Here is a 24,858-nt window from a genome sequence, read left to right on the forward strand (position 1 = left end):
CCCGGGCCTGCGTCCGCACCGGACGGTGGCGGCGGTGCGGCGGTACCATTCCCGCATGGCGGACACGATCGCCGAGCTCGAACGGGCTCGGGCGGCATATCGGTCCGGTGACTGGGAGACGGCACGGGACGGCTTCGCGGCGGCCCGGGATGGGGAGGCGGCCACCGGCGACGACGTGCGCGCGCTCGCGTCGTGCGAGTGGTGGCTCGGTCGCCAGGAGGCGGGCCTGGAGCACCTCGAGTCCGCCTTCCGGATGCTCTCGCGCGACGGCGCCGAGATGGCCGCGGCCGAAACGGCTCTCGTCATCGCCTTGGTGCGGCTCACGCGCGCCGAGCTGACCGTCGGTACCGCGTGGGCTCGGCGGGCCCATCGGATTCTCGCCGACCTCCCCGACGGGCGGGGCCACGCGTACGACGTCTACCTGGCCGCGAGTATGGATCTCGACGGCACCGGAGCCCTCTGGTCCGCGGAGAGCGTCTCGCGCATGCAGCAGCTGGCCGGCGAGCTGCAGCTTCCGGCGGTGTCGGCGCTGAGCGCCGTCGTATCGGGGATGCACGCGATCCGCGCCGGACGCACCGCGGACGGCTTCGCCCAGCTCGACGAGGCGATGCTGTGCGTCGTGTCGGACGAGCTCGAGCCGGAGTGGGCGGGCGACGTGCTCTGCACGACGATCCACGTCTGCCATGAGCTCGCCGACTTCCGTCGCATGGCCGACTGGACGCGCGCCGCCGAGGCATGGTGCGCCGCGCGCGGCGCGCATGTCGTGTACGCGGGCGTCTGCCGCGTGCACCGGCTCGAGCTGCAGTCGGCCAGCGGGGAGTGGGATGCCGCCGAAGCGGCGCTGCAGCGGGCATGCGACGACCTCGGATCCGACCATCCGTGGGTCGCGGGCGAGGGCTGGCACCAGCTGGGCGAGATCCGCCGGCTGCGCGGTGATGCGGCGGGGGCGCGCGCCGCGTACGGCCAGGCGCGATCGGCGGGCGTCGATCCCGTCCCCGGTGAGGCGCTGCTCGTGCTCGCAGAAGGCGAGCCGGCACGCGCCGCGGCGATGATCACGACGTCGCTCGAGCAGCGCGACCGCATGGGGCGTGCACGGTTGCTGCGTCCGGGTGTCGAGATCGCCTTCGCCACCGGGCGGCCGGAATGGGCGCGGCAGCTGCTCGACGAGCTCGAGGCCGACGCCAGCGTCTTCGGCAGCGACGGATTCCGGGCCTGGGCCGCGCACGCCGGCGGTATGGCGATGCTCCACGCCGGCGATGCCGATGGCGCGATCAGCCGGCTGCACGCCGCCCTCGAGCTCTTCCGGCGGCTGCGGCAGCCGTGGGAGCAGGCGAACGTGCTGTACTGGCTCGCCTCCGCGCAGGAGCAGCGCGGTGATGCGGCGCTCGCCGGGCAGCTGCGCGACCAGGCGGGCGTCATCTTCGAGCGTCTCGGCGCGCCGCCGGTGGTCGTCCGCTCCACCTCGGTTCCGGTCGACGGCGGTCCCCTGACGGCGCGGGAGCGCGAGATCGTCGAGCTCGTCGCGCAGGGCAAGGCGAATCGGCAGATCGCGGACGAGCTCTACATCAGCGAGAAGACCGTGAGCCGGCACCTCGCCAACATCTACATCAAGCTCGAGGTGGGCTCGCGCACGGCGGCGGCCGCGTGGTGGCACGAGCAGACCCGCCGCCGCGGGCGCTGATCCGTCGTCGGTCCCGCTGATCGCCGCCGCGGCACAGCGTCGGAGCGCAGCAACGTGCACCGAATGGTGCAGAGCGCGCGTGCGAGGTTGCGTGGTTCGCCCGACGCGCCGACGACCGTGCGCTCCGTAGCGTCGTGTCCAGACATCCGAAGGACATTCACGAAGGAGACGACGATGTCCACCACGACGATCACCGAAACAGCTCCGGACGCGACAGCCGAGTTCGCCGACCGGCTCATGGGCGCGACGCTCGGCTGGTTCGACATCATGGCCATCCACCTGGGCTCCCAGCTCGGGTGGTACGCCGAGCTGTCGCGCAGCGGCGGACTCACCGCGAGTGAGCTCGCCGCGCGCACGGGCTGCGACGCGCGCTACGCCCGGGAGTGGCTCGAGCAGCAGGCCGCGAGCGGCGTTCTGCTGTCCGATGAAGCGCCGTCGCGGGAAGGCTCTGGCGGGAGCCTCGCCGATTCCCGGCGCTTCCTCCTCGCGCCCGGCGTGGGCGAGGTCCTGCTGGACCGCGACAGCCTGTCGTACCTCGAACCACTCGCACGCATGGCGGCGGCCGTCTCCGGACAGCTGGACGCTCTGCTGGAGGCGTACCGGACGGGCGGCGGGGTGAGCTGGGAGCAGCTCGGCGCGCACGCCCGTGAGGCCCAGGCGGACATGAACCGCCCGTGGTTCGACCGGCTGCCGTCCGTCTTCGCGGGGATCGATCGCCTCGACGACGTGCTGCGGCGTCCGCAGGCTCGCATCGCCGATCTCGGTGCCGGCGGAGGCTGGTCGTCGATCGCGCTCGCGAAGGCCTATCCGCAGCTGCGCGTGGTCGGGTTCGACATCGACGAGGCGTCGGTCGAAATGGCGCGGCGGAACGCCGTCGAGGCCGGGGTCGCCGACCGCGTCGAGTTCCTGCTCTCCGACGCCGCACTCGTCGCCGCGCAGGGCCGCTTCGACGCCGTGTTCGCGTTCGAGTGCCTGCATGACATGCCCCACCCCGTGGCGGTCCTCGCCGCCGCGCGGGAGGCTGTGCGAGACGACGGCGTGGTGGTGATCATGGACGAGGCGACCGAGGAGCGCTTCACCCCCGACGCGAGCGAGCTCGAGCGGCTGCTGTACGGCTTCAGTCTCTTCGTCTGCCTGCCCGATGGCAGGTCGCATCGCCCGAGCGCCGCCACGGGCACCGTGATGCGTCCCGCCACGCTGCGCGGGTATGCGCACGCGGCGGGCTGGAGCGACATCCGCGTGCTCGTCCCCGAGTTCGGGCTCTGGCGCTTCTACGAGATCGTCTGACGCGGGAGAGCAGGCCTCCGCGCGTCGAGTACGTGCGGAGGTCTGGTCTTCGGCGGTTTCCGAACGCAAGAATGGACGGATGCCGGAGGCCGACGCAGACGCAGAGCTCGACGCCGTAGCAGCCGAGCTCTACGCCCTGCCGCCGTCGGAGTTCACGGCCCGCCGCAATGCGCGCGCCGGCATGGCTGCCGGAGCCGTCGCCAAGCGGATCAAGGCGCTGCGCAAGCCGACGATCTCGGCGTGGACGGTGAACCTGCTCGCCCGCGATGGGCAGCTCGCCGACGCGATCGAGCTGTCGGCGGCCCTGCGCGAGGCGCAGGACGATCTCGACGGAGCCGAGCTGGCGCGCCTGGGCAAGCAGCGGCGCCAGCTCGTCGCCGCGCTCGCGAAGCAGGCGGTCGGCCTGGCCGAGGACGCCGGTGGCACGCTGAGCGCCGCCGCGCGCGAGGACGTCGAGAAGACCATCAATGCGGCGGTGATGGATGCCGCAGCCGCCGCTGCCGTCCTGACGGGCCGTCTCGTCACGCCGCTGGAGGCCGGTGACATCGAGCCCGACACGATCGCCGACGCGGTGGGCGGGTCGGTGCCCGGCGTCGTCACGCCGCCGCCGCGCGACGACCTCGCGGAGCGCCGCGCCCGCAAGGCTGCGGAGAAGGCCGCACGGGAGGCGGAGCGCCTGGCGAACGAGGCCGAGCGCGAGCTCGCCCGCGTCGACGCCCGCCGCGCGAAGGCGCAGGAGCGCATCGATCACGTGCGCGAGCGCATCGACGACCTCCGCCGTGACCTCGCCGCACTCGAGAAGGACGAGCAGGCCGCCGCCGAGAAGCTCGACGCCGTCGAGCGCGAGCACTCCGACGCGGCGGCGAAGGCGCGCGATGCGGCGAAGGAGTCGGAGCGCGCGCGGCGCGCCCTCGACGACGAGTGAGGTCCTGCGGCGTCGGGGCGCGGCATCCGTCATTCACAGGACTCTCGTAGGGCCGCCGCCTAGCGTGAATCGCATGGCGACTCCCGCACCTCTGGTGCCCGCGACGGCGTCCGACGAGGGTGAGATCACGGTCTCCCCGAGCGAGCTCAGGGAGCTGCGCGACGAACTGCAGCGCTTCATGATGGAGTACCGCTTCGGGCTGCAGGAGGTCGAGACGAAGATCGGGATCCTGCGCGACGAGTTCCTGCTCACGCACGACTACAACCCGATCGAGCACGTCTCGAGTCGCGTGAAGTCGCCCGACAGCCTCGTCGAGAAGGTGCAGCGCAAGGGCATCGACGGCGACTTCGCGTCGATCCGGCGGCGCATCACCGACATCGCGGGCATCCGCATCACGTGTAGCTTCACCGCCGACGTGTACCGTCTCTTCGACCTGCTGACCGCTCAGGACGACGTGCGGGTGCTGCAGGTCAAGGACTACATCGCCTCGCCCAAGTCCAACGGCTACAAGAGCCTGCACGCGATCCTCGAGGTGCCGGTCTTCCTCTCGACCGGGCGCATCGAGGTGCCGGTCGAGGTGCAGTTCCGCACCATCGCGATGGACTTCTGGGCGAGCCTCGAGCACAAGATCTACTACAAGTACGCCACGCGCGTGCCCGATGAGCTGCTGGCGAGCCTCAAGGACGCCGCCGACACCGCCGCCGAGCTCGACGCCCGCATGGAGCGCCTGCACCGGCAGATCCGCGGCGGCAGCGCCGGGCAGACGGCACCGCTGGCCGTCCGCGAGATCACCGAGCGCATCGCTCCCGCTCCGTCGCCCGCGGCCCCGCACGGCGACGACGAGGTCCGCCCGGTCTGACACCGGTCGACGGACCGGCGGGCGAGGTCAGCTCGCGAGGACGGCGCCGGCGCTGGTGAGGTAGTCGTCGACGGCGCGCGCGCCGAACACCGCGGTGTTCGCGATGTAGCCCTGCGCCAGGGCCGCGATCGACCGCGCGGTGTCGGCGGCCAGGGTCTCGGCATCCGCCTCGTCCGTCGTCTGCGTACGCGCCCATGGCCCGATGGCGAGTGAGAGCGACGCACGGAGGCGCCCGGCGGTGCGGAGCATCTCTTCGTGCAGTCCGGGCTCCACCATCGCCTCGCCCCAGAACTGGAGCACGAGCGGGGTTGACAGCCCGGCCTCGCTGAAGGTCGACAGCATGCCGCGCAGCGCCTGGCGCGGCGTGACCATCTCGCCGCGAGCGCCGGCCGCCTCCAGGGCGTCTATGCGAGGCAGCAGGAAGCGCCCCACGACGTAGCGGGCGAGTTCGGCCTTGTTGGAGAAGTGCGAGTAGATCGCCCCGGTCGACAGACCCGACTCTTCGACGATGTCGGCGATGGAGGTGTCGCGCACGCCGTTGCGCTCGAGGACCCGCAGGGCGGCACGGGCGATCTCGTCACGGCGGGCTTCGCGGTACGCGTCCGAGACTCTGGGCATGGAAACAGAATAGCGATTCTGTTATGGTTGCAAACAGAACCGTCATTCTCTTTAAGGAGGTCGCGATGTCCCTTCATCGCGAGAGCCGGGACACCCCGGCGCGCCCCACCCGCTGGCCCGTCGCTGCGGCGTTCGGGCTCCTCGGATCCGTCATCGTGGCCGTCATCGTGATGGCCTTCGTCTGGCCGGCCGCCACATCGCAGCCGCAGAACCTGCCCGCCGGCATCTCCGGACCGACCGAGGCCGTGAGTGCCGTCGAAGACAAGCTCGCCGAGCAGGACCCTGCGCCCTTCGACCTCAGCGAGGTCGACTCCCGCGACGACGCCGTGGCTCAGATCGAATCCCGCGAGCTCTACGGCGCCATCCTGCTCGGCGACGAGCCCGAGGTGCTGATCGCGACCGCTGCGAGCCCCGTCGCCGCGCAAGCGCTGCGCGGTGTGGCGACGCAGCTGCAGTCGCAGATCGACACCGCGGCCAAGACGGCGCTCACCGATCAGCTGCAGGCGATCGTCGGCGCACTGCAATCCGGCGAGCGGCCGCAGCTGCCCGAGGGCGCTGCGGGCGCACCGCCCGAGATCCCGACCGTGACCGTCACCGACGTCGTCCCTCTCGCCGAGGGTGACAGCACGGGTGCAGGGCTTGCGGCATCCGTGTTCCCGCTCGTGCTGGGCGGCATGCTCGGCGGCATCCTGCTGACGCTGCTCGTGCAGGGCGTCGTGCGGCGCCTCATCGGCCTCGTCGTCTTCGGCATCGCCGCAGGTGCGCTGATCACGCTCGTCATGCAGACCTGGTTCGGGATGCTGACCGGCGACTGGCTGCTGAACGCCACCGTCATCGGGCTCGGCGTGAGCGCCACGTCGGCGCTCATCATCGGCCTCGCGGCGCTGATGGGTCCTCCCGGCATCGCTGTCGGCGCAATCATCACGATGTTCATCGCCAACCCGATCGCCGGTGCCGCGATGCCACCGCAGTTCCTGCCCGAGCCGTGGGGTGCGGTCGGCCAGTTCTTCGTGCCGGGCGCGTCGGCGACGCTGCTGCGGTCGGTGATGTACTTCCCGGATGCCGCCACCGCGGCGCAGTGGATCATCCTGGGCGCCTGGCTCGTGGGCGGTGTCGTGCTCGCGCTCATCGGACACCAGCGCACGCGCGCCGAGCTCACGCCGCCCGAGCGTCAGCTCGAGCCCGCGGAGCCGGCGACCTCGGCGGCGCCGCTCGAACCCGCCGAGCCGCTCGTGCGCTGACCCGTCGCTCGTATCCGAGCGCCTCGCGCTGGCTAGTCTGTTCGCGTGGACGACCTCGAACCGACACTGCTGGTGATCCCGATCCTGGCGGTCCTCGCGCCGCTGCTGGCGCGGGGGATCGGTCGGTGGATGCGCGTCCCCGTGGTGGTGTTCGAGCTCCTGCTCGGCATCCTGGTCGGCCCTGCCGTTCTCGGGTGGGCGGTGCCGAGCGAGTTCGTCGACGCGCTGTCGGAGTTCGGGCTCGCGATGCTCTTCTTCGTCGCGGGCACCGAGATCGAATTCGGCTCCTTCCGCGGCCGCCTGGGCCGCCGCGCCTCCCTCGGGTGGCTCATCAGCCTCGCCGCCGGCATCGCCGCGGGCTTCCTGCTCGCTTCCGGGGAGGCGGCGATCGTGATCGGCGTCGCCCTGTGCTCGACGGCGCTCGGAACCCTCCTGCCCATCCTCCGCGACGCCGGCGAGCTGCCCACGCCGTTCGGCAAGGCCGTAGCCGCCATCGGCGCGGTCGGCGAGTTCGGCCCGCTCATCGCGATCTCGATCTTCCTCGGCGGCCGCGAGCCCGGCCTGTCCACCGTCGTGCTCGCCGTCTTCGCCGGGTTCGCGGCACTCGCCATCTGGCTCGCTTTCAGAGTGCCGCGGGGCGCGATGCACGCGTTCGTGAGCTCCACCCTGCACACGTCCGGGCAGTTCGCGATCCGAGTGGTCTTCGTCATCCTCGCGGCGCTCGTCGCGCTCAGCATCGTCCTCGACCTCGACATGCTGCTCGGCGCCTTCACCGCGGGCATCATCTGGCGCCTCCTCATGCGCGATGCGTCCGAACCCGACCGCGAGGCGGTCGAGAGCAAGATCGAGGGCGTCGCGTTCGGCTTCCTCGTGCCGATCTTCTTCATCTACACGGGTGTCACCTTCGACCTCGAGGCGCTCCTCGAGGAGCCGGCCACGTTCCTGCTGGTCCCGGTCGTGCTCGTGGCGCTGCTGCTGGTGCGTGGGCTGCCGTCGACCCTCGCCGCACCCGAAGGATCGTCACGGCGCGATCGGCTGTCCATCGCGCTGCTCGGCGCCACCGGGCTGCCCATCATCGTCGCGGTCACGCAGATCGGCGTCGACGAGGACATCCTGACGACCTCGCACCAGACCGTGCTCGTCGCCGGCGGCATGCTGTCGGTCCTCCTGTTCCCCCTCATCGGCATGGCGCTGCGCGGCGAGCGGCTGAAGGCCACGCCGGCTCTCGAGGACGACATGGCGTGAGCGCCCTCGAGCTCTTCAACGCCGCCCGCGCGCGGCTCGCCGAGGCGCCGCGCGAAGCGCTCGGCGAGCTCGTCGTGCCGCGGCGCATCCTCGGGGTCGCGCGCGCCCCCCGCGTCGAGCGCCGCGGTGCCGCGTGGCACCTGGGTGTGCTGCTGCTCACCGACGACGGCGTGCTCGCGACGGGAGACATCGTCCGCGCCCGACAGGAGGCCCGGCGCGGCTACACCGCCGAGTCTCAGCGGCAGCGCGCCGAGCTCGCGGCGGCCGCGCGCCGGGGCGGGTTCGCCGAGGGGGAGACCGTGCACATCGGATGGCGGATGCTGCAGCCCGACCTCGTCGATGCTGGCGGAGAGTCAGGACCGCTCGTCGCGGCCGTCGGCGTCGCGCAGGTGCGGTGGAGCGCGGCAGGAGGACTCATGCCCTTGGAGGCGTATCTCGCCGAGCGGGTGGCACTGCTGCTCGAACCTCCGGCCGGCGCGTGACGCCGGTCCGATATCGGCCGGAGGGCAGACTGTCAATGCGCTCGTCCGGGATGGGGGTGCGCCGTAGCGTGTGAGCATGGCTGCACGGGATCTCACACGACAGATCGTCGTCATCAGCGCGTTCTGCTTCATGATCGTCGCCGCCATGGTCGGCACCGGGCTGTTCGGCGGCACCGCCGTGCAGGATCTGCAGGACGGCGCTCTGGACCAGGACGGCTCCTACCTCGCACCTGCGCGACCCGCGTTCTCCATCTGGTCGGCGATCTACCTCGGCCTCTTCGCGTACACGATCTGGCAGGCGCTGCCGCGGCAGCGAGGCAGTGAACGACAGCGCGCGCTCGGCTGGCTGATCGCCGGAACCATGGCTCTCAACGGCCTGTGGCTGGTGACCGCCCAGTTCGGTTCGCTGGCACTCACCGTGCTGGCGATCATCGTGCTGCTGGCCCTCCTCGGCGTCACCTTCCACCGCACCGTCATCGAACCGGCCGACGGCTGGGCCGACCGGCTGCTCGTCGACGGCGTCACCGGCCTGCACCTCGGGTGGGTGACGCTGGCGACCGTCGCGAACATCACCGCGTGGCTGACGTCCATCGCGCCGCCGGAGTGGGAGGACGCCGCCGCGCTGTGGGGCGTTATCGTGCTCGTCGTCGTCGCCGTCGTCGGGCTCGGCATCGAGGCCGCGAGCAGATGGCGGCTGGGCCCCGCGCTGGCCCTCGCCTGGGGACTGATCTGGCTCGCGGTGGGCCGCCTCACGGGCGAGCCCTCCAGCGCTGCGATCGGCTGGACGGCCGTGGTCGTCGCCGTCCTGATCCTCGGCTCGGCGGTCGTGGGCACGATCCTGCGCGAGGCGACGGCGGTCCGCAACGCCGAGGCGTGAGGTCAGGCGGGACCGAAACGCTCGGCGAACGCACGCAGCAGACGCGCCGGCTGGCTGACGGATGCCGCGAGCACGCGGCCCGCGATCGCGTCGTAGTCCGCGGAGTCGAAGTAGCCGTCGTCGCGGTACACGGCCATGCGCTCGGTGAACGCCTTGGCGGTCGGCTCGGGGTGGAACTGGGTCGCGTAGAGCCTGTCTCCCACGCGATACGCCTGGATGGGGCACCCGTCGTTCCGCGCCAGCAGTACCGCACCGGGCGGGAGCGACTCGGTGCCCTCCTTGTGCGCGGTGAGCGCGGTGAAGCGGTGCGCCAGGGCGCCGAACAGCGGGTCGGTCGCGGCACCCGCGGTGAGTTGCACGGCCACCGGCCCGGTGTCTTCGGGGAACGCGCGGCTGACGGTGCCGCCGAGCGTGCGCGTCGCGATGCCGATGCCGTAGCAGGTGAACAGCGACGCGGGCCCTGCGCCGTCGGCCGTGGCTTCGGCGATGCGCGCGAGGTCGGCCTCGAGGCGGCGCTGCGCGTCGGTCTTCGTCGACTCCGGGTCGGTGACGTTGAAGGGGCTGCCGCCGATGAGAAAGCCCGAGTACCGCTCGAAGACGTCGTCGGGCAGCGGTTCGCGCACGAGGTCGTGACGTCCGAGCAGGCTCTCGTCGAGGCGCATCGCGGCCCGGAACGACTCGTACTCGGCGGCTGCCGCGCCCAGCTGCGGGCGCACGCAGACATAGAGCAGCGGCGCGGTCGTCATGCAGGAATTCTAGGTCTCCGGTCCGAGCACGCGCGAAAGCGGCGACATCCGCCGACTTTGCCCGGTATTCGTGTATCAAACCCGCACTATCGCGCTCGGGCATGGTGTGGACAGAATGGGCGCTATGACGCAGGCCGGCGCCGAGCCATCCGTCGACTCCGCGGAGCCGGCGCGATGGGAGCGCGCCGCCGCACTCTTCGTGCGGTGGCGTGAAGGTGACAGCCGTGCGATGGACGAGCTCGTCCGCCTGATGACGCCGCCGCTGTGGCACGTCGTGCGGGCGTACGGAGTCGACCCTGCGCTGGCCCAGGACGTCGTGCAGACGACCTGGCTGACGCTCGTACGCCGTCACGAGACCATCAACGACCCGCTCGCGGTGTCGGGTTGGCTCACGATGTGCGCGCGCCGCGAGGCGTGGCGGGTCGGCAAGCAGCATCGGCGCGCCGATGCCACCGAGGCCGAGTCGCTCGAACCGCACCTTCCTGTCCACGAATCCGCCGAGCAGACCGCGGCGCAGGGCGACGAGAACCGTCGCCTCTGGACGGCGGTCGCCACGCTCAACGATCGATGCCAGCGCCTGCTGCGGATCGTCGCGTTCGAGGACCGCCCCGACTATGCCCGCATCGCAGAGGACCTCGCGATGCCCATCGGATCGATCGGACCGACCCGCCAGCGCTGCCTCGCAAAGCTTCGCGCCGTCCTCGAGGACGACGGATGGAGAGGTGACGACGATGGAAACTGAGGACTTCGCGGCCGACGCCGCGCTCTTCGCACGCATGCGCCGGATGTGGGAGGACGTGGATCCGGTGCCGGCCGAGCTGGTCGACCGCATGGTCGCCGCCGTCGCCGTCGAGGACCTGTCGCGCGAGTACGCGCTGCTGACGCTCGTCGAAGGGACCCTCGCCGCCGTCCGCGGTGAGACCGACACCGCGACGCTGCAGTTCAGCGACGGCACGACCAGCGTGCTGCTGCACGTGACCGCCACCGAGAGCGGCGATCGGCGCGTGGACGGATGGGTGGATGCCGCGGCTCTGGCCATCCGGCTGGTGCAGGGCGACCGCGAGTGGTCGGCCGAACCGGGCGAGCACGGACGGTTCGCCTTCGACGAGGTCACGCCAGGGGTGGCGCGACTTCGTCTCGTCGTGCGCGACGCCGACGGCGCGCTGCACGACTTCCAGACGCCTCAGTTCGAGGTCTGACAAGCAGTTCGAAGTACGGGAGACGGATGCCGCGGCCTGGGGGCCGCGGATCCGCTGTGTGTGAGGAGAAGACATGGTTGACGATGACCGCGAACGACCGTTGCGCCCGTGGCGTGAGCGTGAGGCAGCGGACGAGCCCAGGGGCGTGCCGCTCGAGCCCACCCGCGATCCGGTGCCCGGCATCCAGGCGTTCAGCACCGTCTACGCGCCCGGACACCTCATCATCACGGGTCGCACGGATGCCGCGATCGAGACTCTCACGGCAGCCGGAGCGGAACTCGGCTGGGAAGTGGCCGAGGAGGCCGTGAGCACACGCAGCGGAGCCGAGCTGACGCGCGCGCGCATCTTCCCAGCGCCGAAGGAAGGACGCGACGACGAGCCCGTCCCTCCGGTGGACGCGTGGCGCCTGCTGCAGCTCGCGCGCGCGCTCGCGGTGCGGGGCGGCGAGCGGAGAGAGCAGTCGCTGGACGCGGCGAAGGCCTCCGCGCGCGGGATCTCGCGCGCTGCGGATCGGCGGCGCTTCGAACTGCCGGCCGACCACCCGCTGCGGCAGGTCGGGCTCGACCATGTGCTGTCGATCGACCCCATCGGCATCAACCCGCACTCCAAGACGAACCCCCACTCCAAGACCAATCCGCATTCCAAGACGAATCCGCACTCCAAGACCAACCCGAGTGGAACGGGCGGATACTCCGACCCCGGCACCGGCGGCCTCGAGATGGTCTCGTACATCGGTCCCGTGCCCCGCCGGTCCGACGACCCTCCGAAGGACGCTCGTCGGCCGGTGGTCGCGATCGTCGACACCGGCTGCGGAAGTCACAAGTGGCTGCCGGGGGAGCCTGGCGAAGGCGTCGCAGCGTCCGGCCGGCCGATCGTGCGAAGGCGTGTGCCGACCGTCATCGGCACGACCATCCTGGGCGTCGAGAACCCTGCGACGGATCCTGAGGTCGACGGAGATCAGGCAGGTGCGTTGGACGGATACCTGGATGGCGGGGCAGGACACGGGACGTTCGTATCGGGCATCATCCGCCAGCTCGCACCCGACGCCGATCTCATTTCGATACGGGTCGCCGACAGCAACGGAACCGTCCTCGAGAGCGAGTTGATCGAGGCGATCGAGGAACTGGCCGACTGGGTCGAGCATGACGGCGAAGGCGGGGACCGCCACATCGATGTGCTCAATCTGTCGCTGGGGTACTACCACGAGACCCCGGAGGACGGTCTGTACAGCACGCGCCTCTACAGCGCACTTCGGCGCTTGCGCGATCAGGGCTGCGCGGTGGTGTGCTCTGCCGGCAATGACGCGACCGATCGCCCCACCTTCCCCGCAGCGCTGTGGCCGTGGACCGGCGACACCGACCTGCGGATCGATGAGACCGAGGGCGAGCGAGCACGACATCTCGCGATCGGTGCGCTCAACCCCAACCTCCGATCCGTCGCGCTCTACAGCAACATCGGCCCGTGGGTCACGGCCTACGCGCCCGGCACATCCGTGGTCAGTACCGTCCCGCCTTTGAACGGCGGCGTGCAAGCGGGCTCACGCGATGATCTCTACGGCCGCGTCCGGGAGACCATCGACCCCGACGACATGCGTGGCGGGTACGCAGTGTGGAGCGGCACGTCGTTCGCGGCCCCCTATGTGGCGGGGTTGATCGCCGCTCACCTCACTCCCGTGCTGATGGCCGGCGGTGCGGGTGGTGTCGCCGCCGTGGAGGCCGCGACGGGCAAGGCGATCGACGACCTCGAGGAATTGGATGGCTCGATCAAGGGTGGCAGCACAGCGTGAAGCGCGGCATCCTCACGCAGTTCGCGCGTGGGGATGCCGCAGCCGCGCGGAGTTCGCCATCATGAGGGAGTGAGCTCCGACCCCCGCGACCTGTATCAGCGCGGTGTGCACCTTGCGAACCGAGGGCGTTACGCAGACGCCCGTCGTGTGCTGGCGCGCGCCGCCCGTGCTGCCTCGGCCGCGGGCGATGTGGATCTCGAGGCGCGCGTCACCGGAACGACCGCCTACCTGCTCGCACAGCAGTCCGATGCGGTCGAAGGGGAGCGACTGTGCCGTGAAGCGCTCGCACGGCCCGGACTGGCCCCGGAGACGCTGGCGATCCTCCAAGGGCAGCTCGGCTCGATTCAGATGGAGCGGGGCCACCTGGATCCGGCCGCCGATTCGCTCACCCGCAGCATCGACGGATTGAGCGGTGATCCGGTGCGGGCGGCGAACATGCGCATGAACCGCAGCATGGTGAACATGCGGCGAGGACGACTCGACGACGCCTCAGCGGATCTGCTCGCCGCCGAGGCGGCCTACCGGGGGGCCGCGCTCGACCTCGATGCCGACCAGGCGGTGCACAACCGTGCCTACGTTCGCATGCTCGGCGGAGATCTCGTCGGCGCCCTGCGGCTGATGCAGGGAGTCCGCGCGCCTCTGGATGAGGAGTCTGATGTGTGGGCCGCGATCAATGAGCTCGACCGCGCCGAGGTGCTCCGAGACGCCGGGCTGGTCGGCGAGGCTGAGCGATCGCTCGAATCGGTCGCGCAGACGTTCGCCCGGCACGGCGCGCGACAGGACCGCGCCGAGGCGGAGTTCCATCTCGCGCGCTCACTGCTCAACCACTCGCCCGAACGTGCGGCACGGGTCGCGTCGATGGCGGCGAGGCGATTCCGATCGATCGGCAGCGACGGGTGGGGGATGCGAGCGGAGGCGATCAAGCTGCGCGCGCAGCTGGCCATCGGCCGTGTCGACCGGTCCGGTGCACCGGTGGCGACGCCCCGAGCCCTGCCCCGCACGACGACGGTGGCGGACGTCGCAGATGCACTCGACGCACACGGGCACCACAGCGATGCGGCACTGCTTCGGATGAGCGAGCTGCTCGCCCGCGTGCGACGGGGCGCCGACCCGCAGACCATCAGGGTGCCCCGGACGCCACGCTGGGCGCCGCTGGAGCTCGGACTGCTCGTGCATGAAGTCCGTGCGGAGCGCGCACGGGCTCGGGGCGACGAACGCGGAGTCCGACGTCACGCGGCGGGGGGCCTGGACCTGCTGGTGACGACTCGGCGCGCCGTGGGCAGCCTCGACCTCTCCGGGTCGACGACGATGCAGGGGCTGGGGGTCATCACGGTGGGTCTCTCGTCCGCGATGCGGTCCGGCCGACCGAGCGTCGTCTTCGAGTGGTCGGAGCGCGCCCGTCACTTGAACCAGCAGATCGTGCCACTGCGACCACCGCCCGACCCCGAGCTTGCCGCCGATCTCGCCGAGCTGCGGGTCCTCCGCGTGGACGACGGAGGGACGGACTGGCTCTCAGGGCCCCGCGCCTCTCTCCTCCGTGACCGGGCGCGGGAACGTCAATGGTCCGCGACCGCCGGACGGACGCTGAACGACCGGATAGAACTCGAAGACCTGCGCGGAGAGCTCGACGCCGGTGAGATCTCGCTCTCGTACGTGTTCGACGGTGTAGGACTCGGACTCGTGGTCGCGTCGGCGGCGGGAGCGCGGTTCCTGTCGCTGGATTGGCACGGAGTCCGAGCTGCGCTCCGGGGCCTGCGTGCGGACCTCGACATGGCGGCATCCGTCCGAACGGGGCCGGTGGCGGCAGTGGTGCGGAGCTCGCTCGACGATCGGCTCCGGGTGCTCTCGCGGCTGCTCGTGGACGCGGCGATCGGTGACGGGGACGGACGGCGCATCCTGATCACCGCTCCCGGCGTGCTCGCGGGCATCCCGTGGTCGATGCTTCCCGGGCTGAACGCTCGCGCGGTGACCCTCGCCTCGTCAGCATCCAGTTGGGTGCGGGCACGCAGATCGGCGCCGGAAGGACTCGCGACTGCCGGGTTCGCCGCCGGCCCGCGAGTCGCACGCGGCGATGAGGAGATCACGATGGCAGCCGATGCCTGGGCGCACGCACAGCAGCTGCACGCTGATGCCGCGACCGCCGACGCCGTGACGGCGCTCGCGTCGACGGTCGACGTGCTGCACATCGCTGCCCACGGACGTCATGCGGCCGACAACCCTCTGTTCTCGGGCCTCGAACTCGCAGATGGCGCGCTGTTCGGCTACGACATCGACCTCATGACGCGTCCGCCCCAGGTCGTGGTGCTGTCCGCCTGCGAAGTGGGCCGTTCGGCCGTGCGCTGGGGCGACGAATCGATCGGCATGACGCGGGTGTGGTTGCACGCCGGCACTCGATGCGTCGTCGCCGCCCCGGTCATCGTCGCCGACGACGTCGCGTGCGAACTCCTCGCGGCGATGCATCACGGGCTCGCCGCCGGGGTCGCGCCCTCCGAGGCGCTGGCTGCGGCATCCGAGAGCACCGGCATCGTCGCACCGTTCCAGGTGCACGGCGCCGGGTTCTGACTTTTCTCGCGCCGCGTGTATCAGGGCGGATGCCGGCGGCTCCTGCTCACTGGATGGGCTCCCGCTGCCCGACCTGGGGGCCGGGAAGCGGGACAGAAGGCCTCCTGGGGAAACGCTGCTCGGGAGCGGGTCTTCGGTGCCGATCTTCGAGGGGTGCCGCACCGGGGACTGGGGGCGGCGCCCCTCATCCGTGCACCGTGGCGGAATCAGCCGCGGGAGGAGTTCGCGGTGCGGCCGCGTACGATACCGACGAACGCGTCGACGGCGGGCGTGGTGCGGTCCGCGGCCCACGCCAGCGCGACCGTGGATGCTGGTCCGTCCAGGAGGGGCCGGTACTCGACGTCCTTGCGCTGGTGGAGCCGCGCGAGCGACATCGGCACCACCACGATCCCGACCCCTGCGGCGACGGTCGCGATCGCCTCGGCCGTGTCGGCCGGGGGAGCGAAGCGCGGTGCCACGGTGCCGGGCGGACGGATGCCGAGCACGTCGTCCTCGGGAACGATCAGCACTTCGCCCACGAGGTCGGCGGCATCGAGCTCGTCGGCGGTCGTCAGGTGCGACTCCTTCGCACAGACGACGACCGGCACCTCGTCGTAGAGCGGGATGACGTGGAGCCCATCCTTGTCGATCGGCAGCCGGACGAGTGCCGCGTCGACCTCGCCGGCGCGGAGGGCATCACGCTGGCCGGCGACCGCCAGCGGGACGAGTTCGAGGCTCGTGTGCGGCATCCGCTCCTTCCAGGTGTCGATCCACTTGCCCGGTGTGGCACCGGGGATCGCGCCGAGGAGGAACGTCGTCGGCATGGGCGGCTCGGCGGGAGGCGTCGGCGACGGGCCCGGCGACGGCTGCGGCCGGCGTGCCTTCGTCGGCTTGCCCTTGGCTGCGGATCCGGATGCGGCGCCCGGACGCTTGCCCGAGACGCCTCGTCCTCGCCCGCCTGCGCGCGGCCCGCCCTTCGCCATACCGTTCAGCGTAGCCGGGGCGCTATCGTTCGCTCATGGTGACGATCCTCGCGACGGTCTTCGCAGCGCTGGCGGCGCTGCTGCATGTGTACATCTTCGTGATGGAGAGCGTGCAGTGGACGCAGCCGAAGGTCTGGAAGCGCTTCGGCGTCGCCGACCAGGCCGCGGCCGACACGACCAAGCCGATGGCGTACAACCAGGGGTTCTACAACCTGTTCCTCGCCATCGGCGTCGTGATCGGTCTGGTGCTGATCTTCGCGGGATCGGATGCCGCCCCCGTGCGCGCGGCCGGGCTCGCGCTCGTGCTGTTCAGCCTCGGGTCGATGGTGGCTGCCGCTCTCGTGCTGCTGACCACAGGAATGAAGTATCTGCGGCCGGCGCTCATCCAGGGGACGCTGCCGCTCATCGGCTTCGTGCTGTTCCTCTTCGCCTGACGAGCCTGCTCAGCTCGGGCGAAGGCATCCCCGACACATCGATGAACTTCCGGTTCACACAGCCTCGTGGTGTGTGAACCGGAAGTTCATCGACGAAATGGGGATGTGTCACGTCGCCGATTCGCCGCGGCCGATGCGCGGAGGCGGGGTTCAGTCGCACGCGCCCCATTGACCGGACCCCGACGCGACAGCAGTCTTCTCGAGCGATCGCAGCAGCGTCTCGTGGCTGCGATTGGGCGAGTAAACCTCGACGCGCGCGTCGCCCTGCGCCACGAGTTCGCCGTTGACGAAGCGGCCGTCGGGCGTCCAGATGTACAGCAGAGTCCTGCCGTACTGGTCGTGCACCTCTGCGTCGGGCGCCACCCAGATCGTCGACCCCGCTGGTACGAGTGCCGAGAGGTTCGCGGTCGCCTCCGCGCCCCAGCAGTCGAGGGCAGGAGAGATCTCGGGGGTGTCGATGCCGAGCAGGCGGACGCGCGTCGACTCGAGATCACCGACGACGGCGTTCGGCACCGCGACACGGGCGCGCAGAGTGTCGCCGTCGTGCACGCTCTCGACCGTCATCTCGAACGCGTCAGCGGGAATCGCGGGCATCGTCGCAGCCCCGCCGGGGGTCGCGTCGGCGGTAGGGGCGGCATCATGGTCGCGCCCGGCGAACCACCACACGGCCGCGCCCGCGAGGGCGAGCACGAGGATGCCGATGAGGACGCGTCTGAACACGTCGCGAGCCTATGCCGTGGTCGCGACGCTCCGCGGTCGGAGGTCAGGCGGCCAGTCGGAGTCCCCGCTTGTCGGTGGCGACGCGCTCGCCGTCCGCGATCGTCTGGTCGTCGCCGATGAGCGAGCCCCCGGCGACACGAGCGTCGTGGCCGACCTGCGTGCGCACGCCGATCTTCGCGCGCGGGCCGATGGCGGCCCGCGGACCGATGTGGGCGTGCGGGGCGATCTCGACGTCAGGGCCGATCACGGCATCCGTCTCGACCCACACGCCACGGCCGACGTGCGCGCCCGCGGCGATCTGAACCCCCGGTTCGACATACGCCCCCGCTTCGACGACGGCGCTCGGGTGCACCTTCGCTCCATGCGCGATGAGGCCACGACCGTTGACGTGCTTGCGGTAGCGCAGCGTCTCGCCCCGGTCGTTCTCGATGTCGATGTAGTTCTTGCCCACAATCCCCTCCTGAGCAGCACATAGTGCTGAGTACAGAAATAACCGAGGAGAGCGGTGATTCATTCCCGCGCATCGGAACGATCCGGTCACGGCGGAAAGAGGCCCCGCATCCCGAGGAATGCGGGGCCGGAAGCCGGTTCGGATCAGCGTTCCACGAACTCGTCAGCGGCCGATAGAGCGCGGTCGATCACGTCCAGACCGCGCACCAGTTCGTCCTCGCTGATCACGAGCGGCGGCGCGATGTGCACGCGGTTGAAGTGCGTGAAGGGCCACACGCCCTCGCGCTTGCACGCGGCGGCGACGGCGACGACGGGCGCGGCATCCGCTCCGCTCGCATTGAACGGCACGAGCTGCTCGCGCGTGTCGCGGTCCTTGACCAGCTCGATCGCCCAGAAGAGGCCCATACCCCGCACATCGCCGACGGACGCATGCCGCGACGCGATGTGGCGCAGGCGCGGCTCGACGACGCGCGAACCGAGATCGCGGACGCGCTCGAGGATGCCGTCGCGCTCGAACACCTCGAACGTCGCCACGCCCGCTGCGCACGCGAGCGGATGCCCGGAGTACGTGAGGCCGCCCGGGAACGACACGGTGTCGAAGTGCGCCGCGATGCGGTCCGAGATCACGACCCCGCCCAGCGGCACATAGCCCGAGTTCACGCCCTTCGCGAAGGTGATGAGGTCGGGCTGCACGTCGAACGCCTGGAACGCGAACCACTCGCCCACGCGGCCGAAGCCCACCATCACCTCGTCGGCGATGTAGACGATGCCGAAGCGGTCGCACAGCTCGCGGACGCCCGCGAGGTACCCGGGCGGCGGAACGAGCACTCCGTTGGTGCCGACGATGGTCTCGATGAGGATGGCGGCGATCGTCGACGCACCCTCGAGCACGATGGTCTGCTCGAGGTGCTCGAGCGCGCGCTGCGTCTCTTCCTCGGCGCTCGACGAGTGGAACGCCGAGCGATAGGGGTAGGGCCCGAAGAACTTCGCCGTCGAGCCGTCGCCGGGTTCGTTCGGCCAGCGGCGCGGGTCGCCGGTCAGTGAGATGGCGGTCGTGGTGTTGCCGTGATAGCTGCGGTACATCGACAGCACCTTGCGGCGACCGGTGACGAGACGAGCCATGCGCACGGCGTTCTCGTTCGCGTCGGCGCCGCCGTTGGTGAAGAACACCTTGTCGAAGCCGTCGCCGGCCACCTCCGCGATGCGGCGGGCGAGCTCGCCGCGGACGTCGTTCGCCATCGACGGCTGGATCGTCGCGAGGCGGCCCGCCTGCCGCTGGATGGCCGCGACCAGATCGGGATGCTGGTGGCCCAGGTTGAGGTTCACCAGCTGCGAGCTGAAGTCCAGATAGGCGTTGCCGCTGTAGTCCCAGAACGTCGAGCCCTCGCCCGCTGCGATCGGCAGCGGGTCGATGAGCGCCTGCGCGCTCCAGGAGTGGAACACGTGTCCGCGGTCGTCGGCGCGCACGCGTGCGTCGGCCTCGCGGTCGGGCAGCGTGCGGCGGACACCCGCCGGATCGGTGTAGACGGCGGCGTCGGCGAGCGTGTCGGTCATGAGGAGTCCTCTCCGGTTGCGGTCGTTGAGCGAGCGAGGAACGAGCGAGACGAAACGCGTGCTGATCGCGAGCAATGTCAGGCGCGTTTCGTCTCGCTTCGCTCGCTCAACGACCGAATGCGCGTCAGTTGTTCTGGGGGAAGCCGAGGTTGATGCCGCCGTGGTGGGCGGGGTCGAGCCAGCGGCTGGTGATGGCTTTCTCGCGGGTGTAGAAGTCGAAGCCGTGGACGCCGTAGGCCTTGGCGTCGCCGAACAGCGACTGCTTCCAGCCGCCGAAGGAGTGGTAGGCGACGGGGACGGGGATGGGAACGTTGATGCCGATCATGCCGACCTGCACCTCGTTCTGGAACCGGCGGGCGGCGCCGCCGTCGTTGGTGAAGATGGCGGTGCCGTTGCCGAACCGGCCCGAGTTGATCAGCTCGAGACCCTCGTCGTACGACTGCACGCGCACGACGGAGAGGACCGGTCCGAAGATCTCCTCCTGGTACGCGCGGCTGGTGGTGGGGATGTCGTCGATCAGGGTGGGGCCGAAGAAGAACCCATCCTCATGCCCCTCGACGGTGAAGCCGCGGCCATCGACGACGATCTTCGCGCCGTCCGCCTCGGCGATGTCGACGTAGGAGGAGACCTTGTCGCGGTGGATGTCGGTGATCAGCGGCCCCATGTCGGGCTCCACGCCGTCCACCCCGGCACCGTTGCCGATCTTCAGCTTCGCGATGCGTTCGGTGATCTTGCTGATGAGGTCATCGGCGACCGGTTCCACGGCGAGCACGACGCTGATGGCCATGCAGCGTTCCCCGGCGGCACCGTAGCCGGCGTTGACGGCCTGGTCGGCGACCAGGTCCAGGTCCGCGTCGGGCAGCACCAGCATGTGGTTCTTCGCACCACCCAGCGCCTGCACCCGCTTGCCATGCTTCGAGGCGGTCTCGTAGATGTACTGCGCGATCGGCGTAGACCCCACGAACGAGATGGACTGCACGTCCGGGCTTTCCAGCAGCCCGTCGACAGCGAGCTTGTCGCCCTGCAGCACCGTGAACACGCCGTCCGGCAGTCCCGCCTCCTGCCACAGCGCCGCGAGCCACAGCGCCGCCGACGGATCCTTCTCGGACGGCTTGAGCACGACGGCGTTGCCGGCCGCGATGGCGATCGGGAAGAACCACATCGGCACCATCGCCGGGAAGTTGAACGGGCTGATGATGCCGACGACCCCGAGCGGCTGCTTCAGCGAGTAGACGTCGATGCCGCTCGAGGCGTTCTCACTGAACGCGCCCTTGAGGAAGTGCGGGAAACCGGTCGCCAGCTCCACGACCTCCTGGCCACGCAGGATCTCGCCCATGGCGTCGGAGACGACCTTGCCGTGCTCGGCCGTGATGATCTCGGCCAGCTCCCGCTTGCGGGCGTTCAGCAGCTCGCGGAAGCTGAACAGCACCGACTGCCGTCGGGCGATGGAGAACTGCGACCACACCTCGTATCCGCGCAGGGCCGACGCGATCGCCGCGTCGATCTCGGCCTCGTCCGCCAGCGCGACCTGTGCCGACACGGCGCCGGTCGCCGGGTTGTAGACGGGGGCCGTGCGGCCGGACGTCGACGCCCGCTCGCCGCCATCGATCCAGTGCGGGATCACCCGCACATCGGCCTCCGTGGTCGCAGGTGCGACAGCGCTCTCGGCAATGCTCATGGGTGATCCCTTTCGGCGTCGGACAGATCGTGTGGCGATCCCTTAGGCTTGACGCGTCCCAGCCTGTCAGAGAAGAAGAGGCGTTCACGGTGCCCGACCGTCGCGAAGATCGGACGATCCACACGGATCGTCCGGCAGATCGATCCGCAGATGAGACCCTCCCGACCGTGCGCGAGGTGATCGCGCTGGACGCGGTCGCCCACGGTGTTCCCGAGGTGCTCGTCGCAGGCGACGCCCTCGACGCGCGGGTGCGCTGGCTGCACGTCTCGGACAGTGCGGGTGTCGCCCGCCTGCTCGATGGCGGCGAGCTGCTGCTGTCGACCGGCTCCTCGTGGCCCGCAGAGCCCGCGGACCTGCGGAGGTTCATCGACGAGCTCGCCGACGCCGGGCTCTCGGGCCTCGTGCTCGAGCTCGGCACCCACTACCGCTACGTGCCCGCCGTGGTCGTCGAGGCGGCGGCGGCGCGCGACCTCGCGCTGATTGTGCTGCACCGCGAGGTGAAGTTCGTCACGGTCACCGAAGCCGTGCACAGCCGCATCATCACGGGGCAGACCGACGCGCTGCGCGCCCGCGACGAGGTGCGCGAGCGCTTCACGGCGCTCGTGTTGCGCGGCTCGCCCGCAGACTTCATCGTGCATCAGCTGGCGCAGACGCTGGGTGCGCCCATCGTGCTCGAGAACCTCGGCTACGAGGTCGTGGCGGCCGAGGTGCCCCTGGCGATGGAGGAGGAGCTCTTCACCGAGTGGGAGCTGCGCTCCCGATCCGCCCACCGGCGCTCCGAGCAGCGTCGTCAGCGCGGCGCTGTCGCGGGCGCGGACGACTGGCTCATCATTCCCGTCGAGGCGCGCGGCATCCGCTGGGGCAACCTCATCGCCCTTCCGGGTCCGGAGCATGCGGCTGGGCGGATGGCGGTGCTCGAGCAGGGAGCCATCGCCCTCGCGGTCGGCCGTCTCGCCGACGGCGACGCCGACGAATGGGTTCGCATCGGGCGCCGGCGCCTGGTCGACGGACTGCTCGCCGGCCGCTTCGCGGGCGTCGGCGGCGCGGCCGCGCGCCTCGAAGCGGCCGGGCTGCCCTTGCGCGGCGCGAAGCTGTACGGCCTGGTCGTGTCGGGCGCACCCGTCGCGGTGGAGCGAGCGGATGCCGCGGCCCGCGCGCTGCGGGGCCGCGCACTCGCAGGGTCGGCGCCTGCCGGAGTCGCGGCGCCCGCGGCGACGATGCTGGTGTCGCTGCCGCCGGACGCCGTGTTCGACGACGCCGCCGTGGTGGCGTTCGTGCGGGCCCTCGTCGACGCCGCCGATGTCGAACGGGTCACCGTCTCGGTCGGTCGCGGCGCCGAGGGCATCGACGCTGCCCTCGCCTCGGTGCACGAAGCCGTGGATCTGGCCGGCGGCCGGCGTCGCCGGGCCGGACGTGGCCCGCATCTGCGGCGCGCCGAGAACCGCCCGCTGGTCCAGCTCGTCGCGGCCCTGCGCGATGACCACAGGGTGCTCGATCACGGCGAGCGCATGCTCGCGCCGCTCATCGCGCACGACCTGTCGCGCTCGGGTGACCTGCTCGACGTCCTCGAGGCGATGCTCGCGCACCCGGGCAACCGCACCGCGGCGGCGGGGGCATCCCATCTCTCGCGGTCGGTGTTCTACCAGCGCATCGCGCTCATCGAGGAGCTGCTGGGCGCCGACCTCGACGACGGCGAGACCCAGACCGCGCTGCATCTGGCGCTCCTGGTGCGGCGCTCCGCCGGCCGCTGACGCGGGCCGGGATCAGCCCGCGATGTAGACCTTGCGGAGCGTCTCGCGGACGGTCCAGACCGTGCGCATGCCGGCGGTGAGGCGCACCACCGCTCCCGCGCGCAGCTCGATCGGCTCGAGTGCCGGATCGTCGAACGACACCGTCGCCGAGCCGGACAGCACGACGAACACCTCGTCGGCCTCGACGTCGGTCGAGACGCCCGGCGTGTGCTCCCACACGCCGATGGTGTCGGTCAGCTCGACGTAGCCGGTTTGCGGCGAGCCCTCCAGGACCTGTTCGGCCGGCAGCGGCTCGAGCGCGAGCACGACGGACGCGGCATCCGTCACGATCCCCGGGTTCATGAGTCGAAGCCCAGTCCGAGCGCATCGAGCGTCTTCAGCAGCAGGTTGCGCTTCCCCTTGTTGTGGTCGGCGCGATCCAGCGACCACCTCGTCGCGTTGATGCCGATCGACGCCGCGGGCTCGGGCGGGAACGGCAGGGGGCGCTTGCGCACCATCTCGAGCTCGGTGCGTTCGTTCGAGACGCCGTCGAGCAGATCGAGCATGACGTCGCCGGCGAAGCGGGTCGAGCCGACGCCGAGTCCGGTGAAGCCGGCGGCGTAGGCGATGCGACGTTCGCGCGCCGTGCCGAAGAAGGCCGTGAACTGCGTCGATGTGTCGATCGCGCCCGCCCACTGGTGCGTGAAGCGCAGGCCCTCGAGCTGCGGGAAGGTCGTGAAGAAGTGACTCGCGAGCTTCTCCCACGTCTCGGGCCGGTGCTCGTAGGCGGGATCGACGCGGCGCCCGTAGCGGTAGACGGCGTCGTAGCCGCCGAACAGAATGCGGTTGTCCTTGCTGATCCGGTAGTAGTGGAACTGGTTCGCCATGTCGCCGATGCCCTGGCGGTCCTGCCAGCCGACCGACGCGAGCTGCGCGTCGGTGAGCGGCTCGGTCATGAGCACGTAGTCGTACACCGGCACCGTCATGAGCCGGTTGCGCTTGATGAGCGACGGGAACACGTTGGTGCCGAGCACGGCACGCGCCGCCTCCACGCGCCCGTCGTCGGTGATCACGACCACGCCCGGGCCGGTCGTGTCGAGCCCGGTCACGTGGGACCGCTCGAAGATCTCGACGCCGCGCTCCTCGCACACGCGGGCGAGTTCGGCGGCCATGCGGGCCGGGTGCACCATGCCGCACGCGTGCTTCTCCCAGACGGCGGCGAGATACGTGGGGGAGTGGACGGATGCCTGCGCCTCGGCACGGTCGAGATAGACGACGCCCTCCTCGCCCTCGGCGGCCCACTCCTTCAGCCACTCCACCTGATGGGGTTCGATCGCGGGCGCCAGCTGACCGGTGCGCTCGAATTGGAAGTCCATGCCGTAGCGCTCCTCGGACGCCTCGATCGCATCGAGGTTCTCGCGACCGAGCCGCTCGAGCACCGGCATCTCGTCGGGCCAGCGCGCCATGCCGTTCTCGTGGCCGTGCGTGAGGCTCGCTTCGCAGAAGCCGCCGTTGCGCCCCGAAGCCGCCCAGCCCACGCGCTGCGCTTCGACGACGACGACCTTGGCGCCCGGGTCGCGCTCGGTGGCGAGCAGGGCGGTCCACAGGCCGGTGTAGCCGCCGCCGACGACGACCAGGTCGGCGCGATGCGTGCCGACGAGAGAGGACCGGTCGGGCCTCAGATTCTCGGGGAGGTCGTCGCGCCAGAAGACGGAGTGTCTGGTGCCGGCGAGGGACTGCTGGACGACGGATGCTGCCGGCCGCTGTCGTTCGAAGACGGTCGTGCCCACGGTTATCAACTCCGATGCGGGTGTCTGGTGCT

Annotated in this window: 23 protein-coding genes; 14 read left to right on the plus strand and 9 right to left on the minus strand. The window is 70.8% G+C overall.

Annotation, left to right across the window (positions count from 1 at the left end; translation table 11 throughout):
• Positions 1 to 55: 55 nt before the first annotated feature.
• The 4 genes from MRBLMI12_RS12800 to MRBLMI12_RS12815 all read left to right on the plus strand — a co-directional run bounded on the left by MRBLMI12_RS12800 (position 56) and on the right by MRBLMI12_RS12815 (position 4,752).
• Positions 56 to 1,681 (plus strand): LuxR C-terminal-related transcriptional regulator, encoded by a 1,626-nt coding sequence (locus tag MRBLMI12_RS12800; protein WP_363356849.1) that lies wholly within the window; start codon positions 56 to 58, stop codon positions 1,679 to 1,681.
• Between the two features lie 174 nt (positions 1,682 to 1,855).
• Positions 1,856 to 2,968, plus strand: coding sequence for a class I SAM-dependent methyltransferase (locus tag MRBLMI12_RS12805; protein WP_363356850.1), 1,113 nt, complete (start codon positions 1,856 to 1,858; stop codon positions 2,966 to 2,968).
• 79 nt (positions 2,969 to 3,047) lie between these two features.
• Complete coding sequence (locus tag MRBLMI12_RS12810; RefSeq protein ID WP_363356851.1) at positions 3,048 to 3,893, plus strand: transposase; 846 nt, start codon at positions 3,048 to 3,050, stop codon at positions 3,891 to 3,893.
• Between the two features lie 73 nt (positions 3,894 to 3,966).
• A complete protein-coding gene (locus tag MRBLMI12_RS12815; protein WP_363356852.1) occupies positions 3,967 to 4,752 on the plus strand; it encodes a GTP pyrophosphokinase in 786 nt (261 codons plus the stop codon).
• Between the two features lie 27 nt (positions 4,753 to 4,779).
• Here MRBLMI12_RS12815 and MRBLMI12_RS12820 read toward each other — a convergent pair whose 3' ends face one another.
• Entirely contained in the window at positions 4,780 to 5,370 is a 591-nt protein-coding gene (locus tag MRBLMI12_RS12820) for a TetR/AcrR family transcriptional regulator (RefSeq protein ID WP_349426254.1), read from the minus strand.
• 65 nt (positions 5,371 to 5,435) lie between these two features.
• Between MRBLMI12_RS12820 and MRBLMI12_RS12825 the strand changes: the two genes are divergently transcribed.
• The 4 genes from MRBLMI12_RS12825 to MRBLMI12_RS12840 all read left to right on the plus strand — a co-directional run bounded on the left by MRBLMI12_RS12825 (position 5,436) and on the right by MRBLMI12_RS12840 (position 9,215).
• Positions 5,436 to 6,611: a hypothetical protein gene (locus MRBLMI12_RS12825; protein ID WP_363356853.1), complete on the plus strand. Its 1,176-nt coding sequence runs from the start codon at positions 5,436 to 5,438 to the stop codon at positions 6,609 to 6,611.
• Between the two features lie 45 nt (positions 6,612 to 6,656).
• On the plus strand, positions 6,657 to 7,856 hold the full coding sequence (locus MRBLMI12_RS12830; RefSeq protein WP_349426256.1) for a cation:proton antiporter: 1,200 nt from the start codon (positions 6,657 to 6,659) through the stop codon (positions 7,854 to 7,856).
• Positions 7,853 to 8,338 carry a glutaminase gene (locus MRBLMI12_RS12835; RefSeq protein ID WP_363356854.1) on the plus strand — a complete coding sequence of 162 codons (486 nt, stop codon included), beginning with the start codon at positions 7,853 to 7,855 and terminating at the stop codon, positions 8,336 to 8,338. The genes MRBLMI12_RS12830 and MRBLMI12_RS12835 overlap by 4 nt, the downstream gene beginning before the upstream one ends.
• A gap of 76 nt (positions 8,339 to 8,414) precedes the next feature.
• A complete protein-coding gene (locus MRBLMI12_RS12840) occupies positions 8,415 to 9,215 on the plus strand; it encodes a tryptophan-rich sensory protein (RefSeq protein ID WP_363356855.1) in 801 nt (266 codons plus the stop codon).
• Between the two features lie 2 nt (positions 9,216 to 9,217).
• Here the strand turns inward: MRBLMI12_RS12840 and MRBLMI12_RS12845 are convergent, their stop codons facing one another.
• Positions 9,218 to 9,961: a glutamine amidotransferase-related protein gene (locus MRBLMI12_RS12845; RefSeq protein WP_363356856.1), complete on the minus strand. Its 744-nt coding sequence runs from the start codon at positions 9,959 to 9,961 to the stop codon at positions 9,218 to 9,220.
• A gap of 124 nt (positions 9,962 to 10,085) precedes the next feature.
• Here MRBLMI12_RS12845 and MRBLMI12_RS12850 point away from each other — a divergent pair, with 124 nt between their 5' ends.
• The 4 genes from MRBLMI12_RS12850 (at position 10,086) to MRBLMI12_RS12865 (ending at position 15,508) form a co-directional block, all read left to right on the plus strand.
• Positions 10,086 to 10,703, plus strand: a complete 618-nt coding sequence (locus tag MRBLMI12_RS12850) for an RNA polymerase sigma factor (RefSeq protein ID WP_349426260.1) — start codon at positions 10,086 to 10,088, stop codon at positions 10,701 to 10,703.
• Complete coding sequence (locus MRBLMI12_RS12855; RefSeq protein WP_349426261.1) at positions 10,693 to 11,160, plus strand: hypothetical protein; 468 nt, start codon at positions 10,693 to 10,695, stop codon at positions 11,158 to 11,160. Before MRBLMI12_RS12850 ends, MRBLMI12_RS12855 begins: the two co-directional genes overlap by 11 nt.
• Positions 11,161 to 11,233: 73 nt before the next feature.
• Complete coding sequence (locus tag MRBLMI12_RS12860; RefSeq protein WP_363356857.1) at positions 11,234 to 12,946, plus strand: S8 family peptidase; 1,713 nt, start codon at positions 11,234 to 11,236, stop codon at positions 12,944 to 12,946.
• A 69-nt stretch (positions 12,947 to 13,015) separates the two neighbouring features.
• Positions 13,016 to 15,508: a CHAT domain-containing protein gene (locus tag MRBLMI12_RS12865; RefSeq protein ID WP_363356858.1), complete on the plus strand. Its 2,493-nt coding sequence runs from the start codon at positions 13,016 to 13,018 to the stop codon at positions 15,506 to 15,508.
• Between the two features lie 206 nt (positions 15,509 to 15,714).
• On the opposite strand, the gene MRBLMI12_RS12870 is transcribed toward MRBLMI12_RS12865, so the two are convergent.
• On the minus strand, positions 15,715 to 16,470 hold the full coding sequence (locus MRBLMI12_RS12870) for a LysR substrate-binding domain-containing protein (RefSeq protein ID WP_363356859.1): 756 nt from the start codon (positions 16,468 to 16,470) through the stop codon (positions 15,715 to 15,717).
• Positions 16,471 to 16,505: 35 nt separating this feature from the next.
• On the opposite strand from MRBLMI12_RS12870, the gene MRBLMI12_RS12875 reads away from it, so the two are divergent.
• Positions 16,506 to 16,904: a DUF1304 domain-containing protein gene (locus tag MRBLMI12_RS12875; RefSeq protein ID WP_331912689.1), complete on the plus strand. Its 399-nt coding sequence runs from the start codon at positions 16,506 to 16,508 to the stop codon at positions 16,902 to 16,904.
• Positions 16,905 to 17,054: 150 nt separating this feature from the next.
• On the opposite strand, the gene MRBLMI12_RS12880 is transcribed toward MRBLMI12_RS12875, so the two are convergent.
• The 4 genes from MRBLMI12_RS12880 to MRBLMI12_RS12895 form a co-directional block, all read right to left on the minus strand.
• Entirely contained in the window at positions 17,055 to 17,624 is a 570-nt protein-coding gene (locus MRBLMI12_RS12880; RefSeq protein ID WP_363356860.1) for a thermonuclease family protein, read from the minus strand.
• A gap of 43 nt (positions 17,625 to 17,667) precedes the next feature.
• On the minus strand, positions 17,668 to 18,075 hold the full coding sequence (locus MRBLMI12_RS12885; protein WP_308867754.1) for a transferase: 408 nt from the start codon (positions 18,073 to 18,075) through the stop codon (positions 17,668 to 17,670).
• A gap of 143 nt (positions 18,076 to 18,218) precedes the next feature.
• Complete coding sequence (locus MRBLMI12_RS12890) at positions 18,219 to 19,628, minus strand: aspartate aminotransferase family protein (RefSeq protein WP_363356861.1); 1,410 nt, start codon at positions 19,626 to 19,628, stop codon at positions 18,219 to 18,221.
• Between the two features lie 124 nt (positions 19,629 to 19,752).
• Positions 19,753 to 21,306, minus strand: coding sequence for a CoA-acylating methylmalonate-semialdehyde dehydrogenase (locus MRBLMI12_RS12895; RefSeq protein ID WP_363356862.1), 1,554 nt, complete (start codon positions 21,304 to 21,306; stop codon positions 19,753 to 19,755).
• A gap of 167 nt (positions 21,307 to 21,473) precedes the next feature.
• On the opposite strand from MRBLMI12_RS12895, the gene MRBLMI12_RS12900 reads away from it, so the two are divergent.
• Entirely contained in the window at positions 21,474 to 23,057 is a 1,584-nt protein-coding gene (locus tag MRBLMI12_RS12900) for a PucR family transcriptional regulator (RefSeq protein ID WP_363356863.1), read from the plus strand.
• A gap of 12 nt (positions 23,058 to 23,069) precedes the next feature.
• On the opposite strand, the gene MRBLMI12_RS12905 is transcribed toward MRBLMI12_RS12900, so the two are convergent.
• Together MRBLMI12_RS12905 and MRBLMI12_RS12910 are read right to left on the minus strand one after the other, a co-directional pair.
• Complete coding sequence (locus MRBLMI12_RS12905; protein WP_363356864.1) at positions 23,070 to 23,399, minus strand: cupin domain-containing protein; 330 nt, start codon at positions 23,397 to 23,399, stop codon at positions 23,070 to 23,072.
• A complete protein-coding gene (locus tag MRBLMI12_RS12910) occupies positions 23,396 to 24,826 on the minus strand; it encodes an NAD(P)/FAD-dependent oxidoreductase (RefSeq protein ID WP_363356865.1) in 1,431 nt (476 codons plus the stop codon). The genes MRBLMI12_RS12905 and MRBLMI12_RS12910 overlap by 4 nt, the downstream gene beginning before the upstream one ends.
• Between the last annotated feature and the right edge of the window lie 32 nt (positions 24,827 to 24,858).

This window comes from Microbacterium sp. LMI12-1-1.1 (assembly GCF_040676455.1).
Classification (GTDB): domain Bacteria; phylum Actinomycetota; class Actinomycetes; order Actinomycetales; family Microbacteriaceae; genus Microbacterium.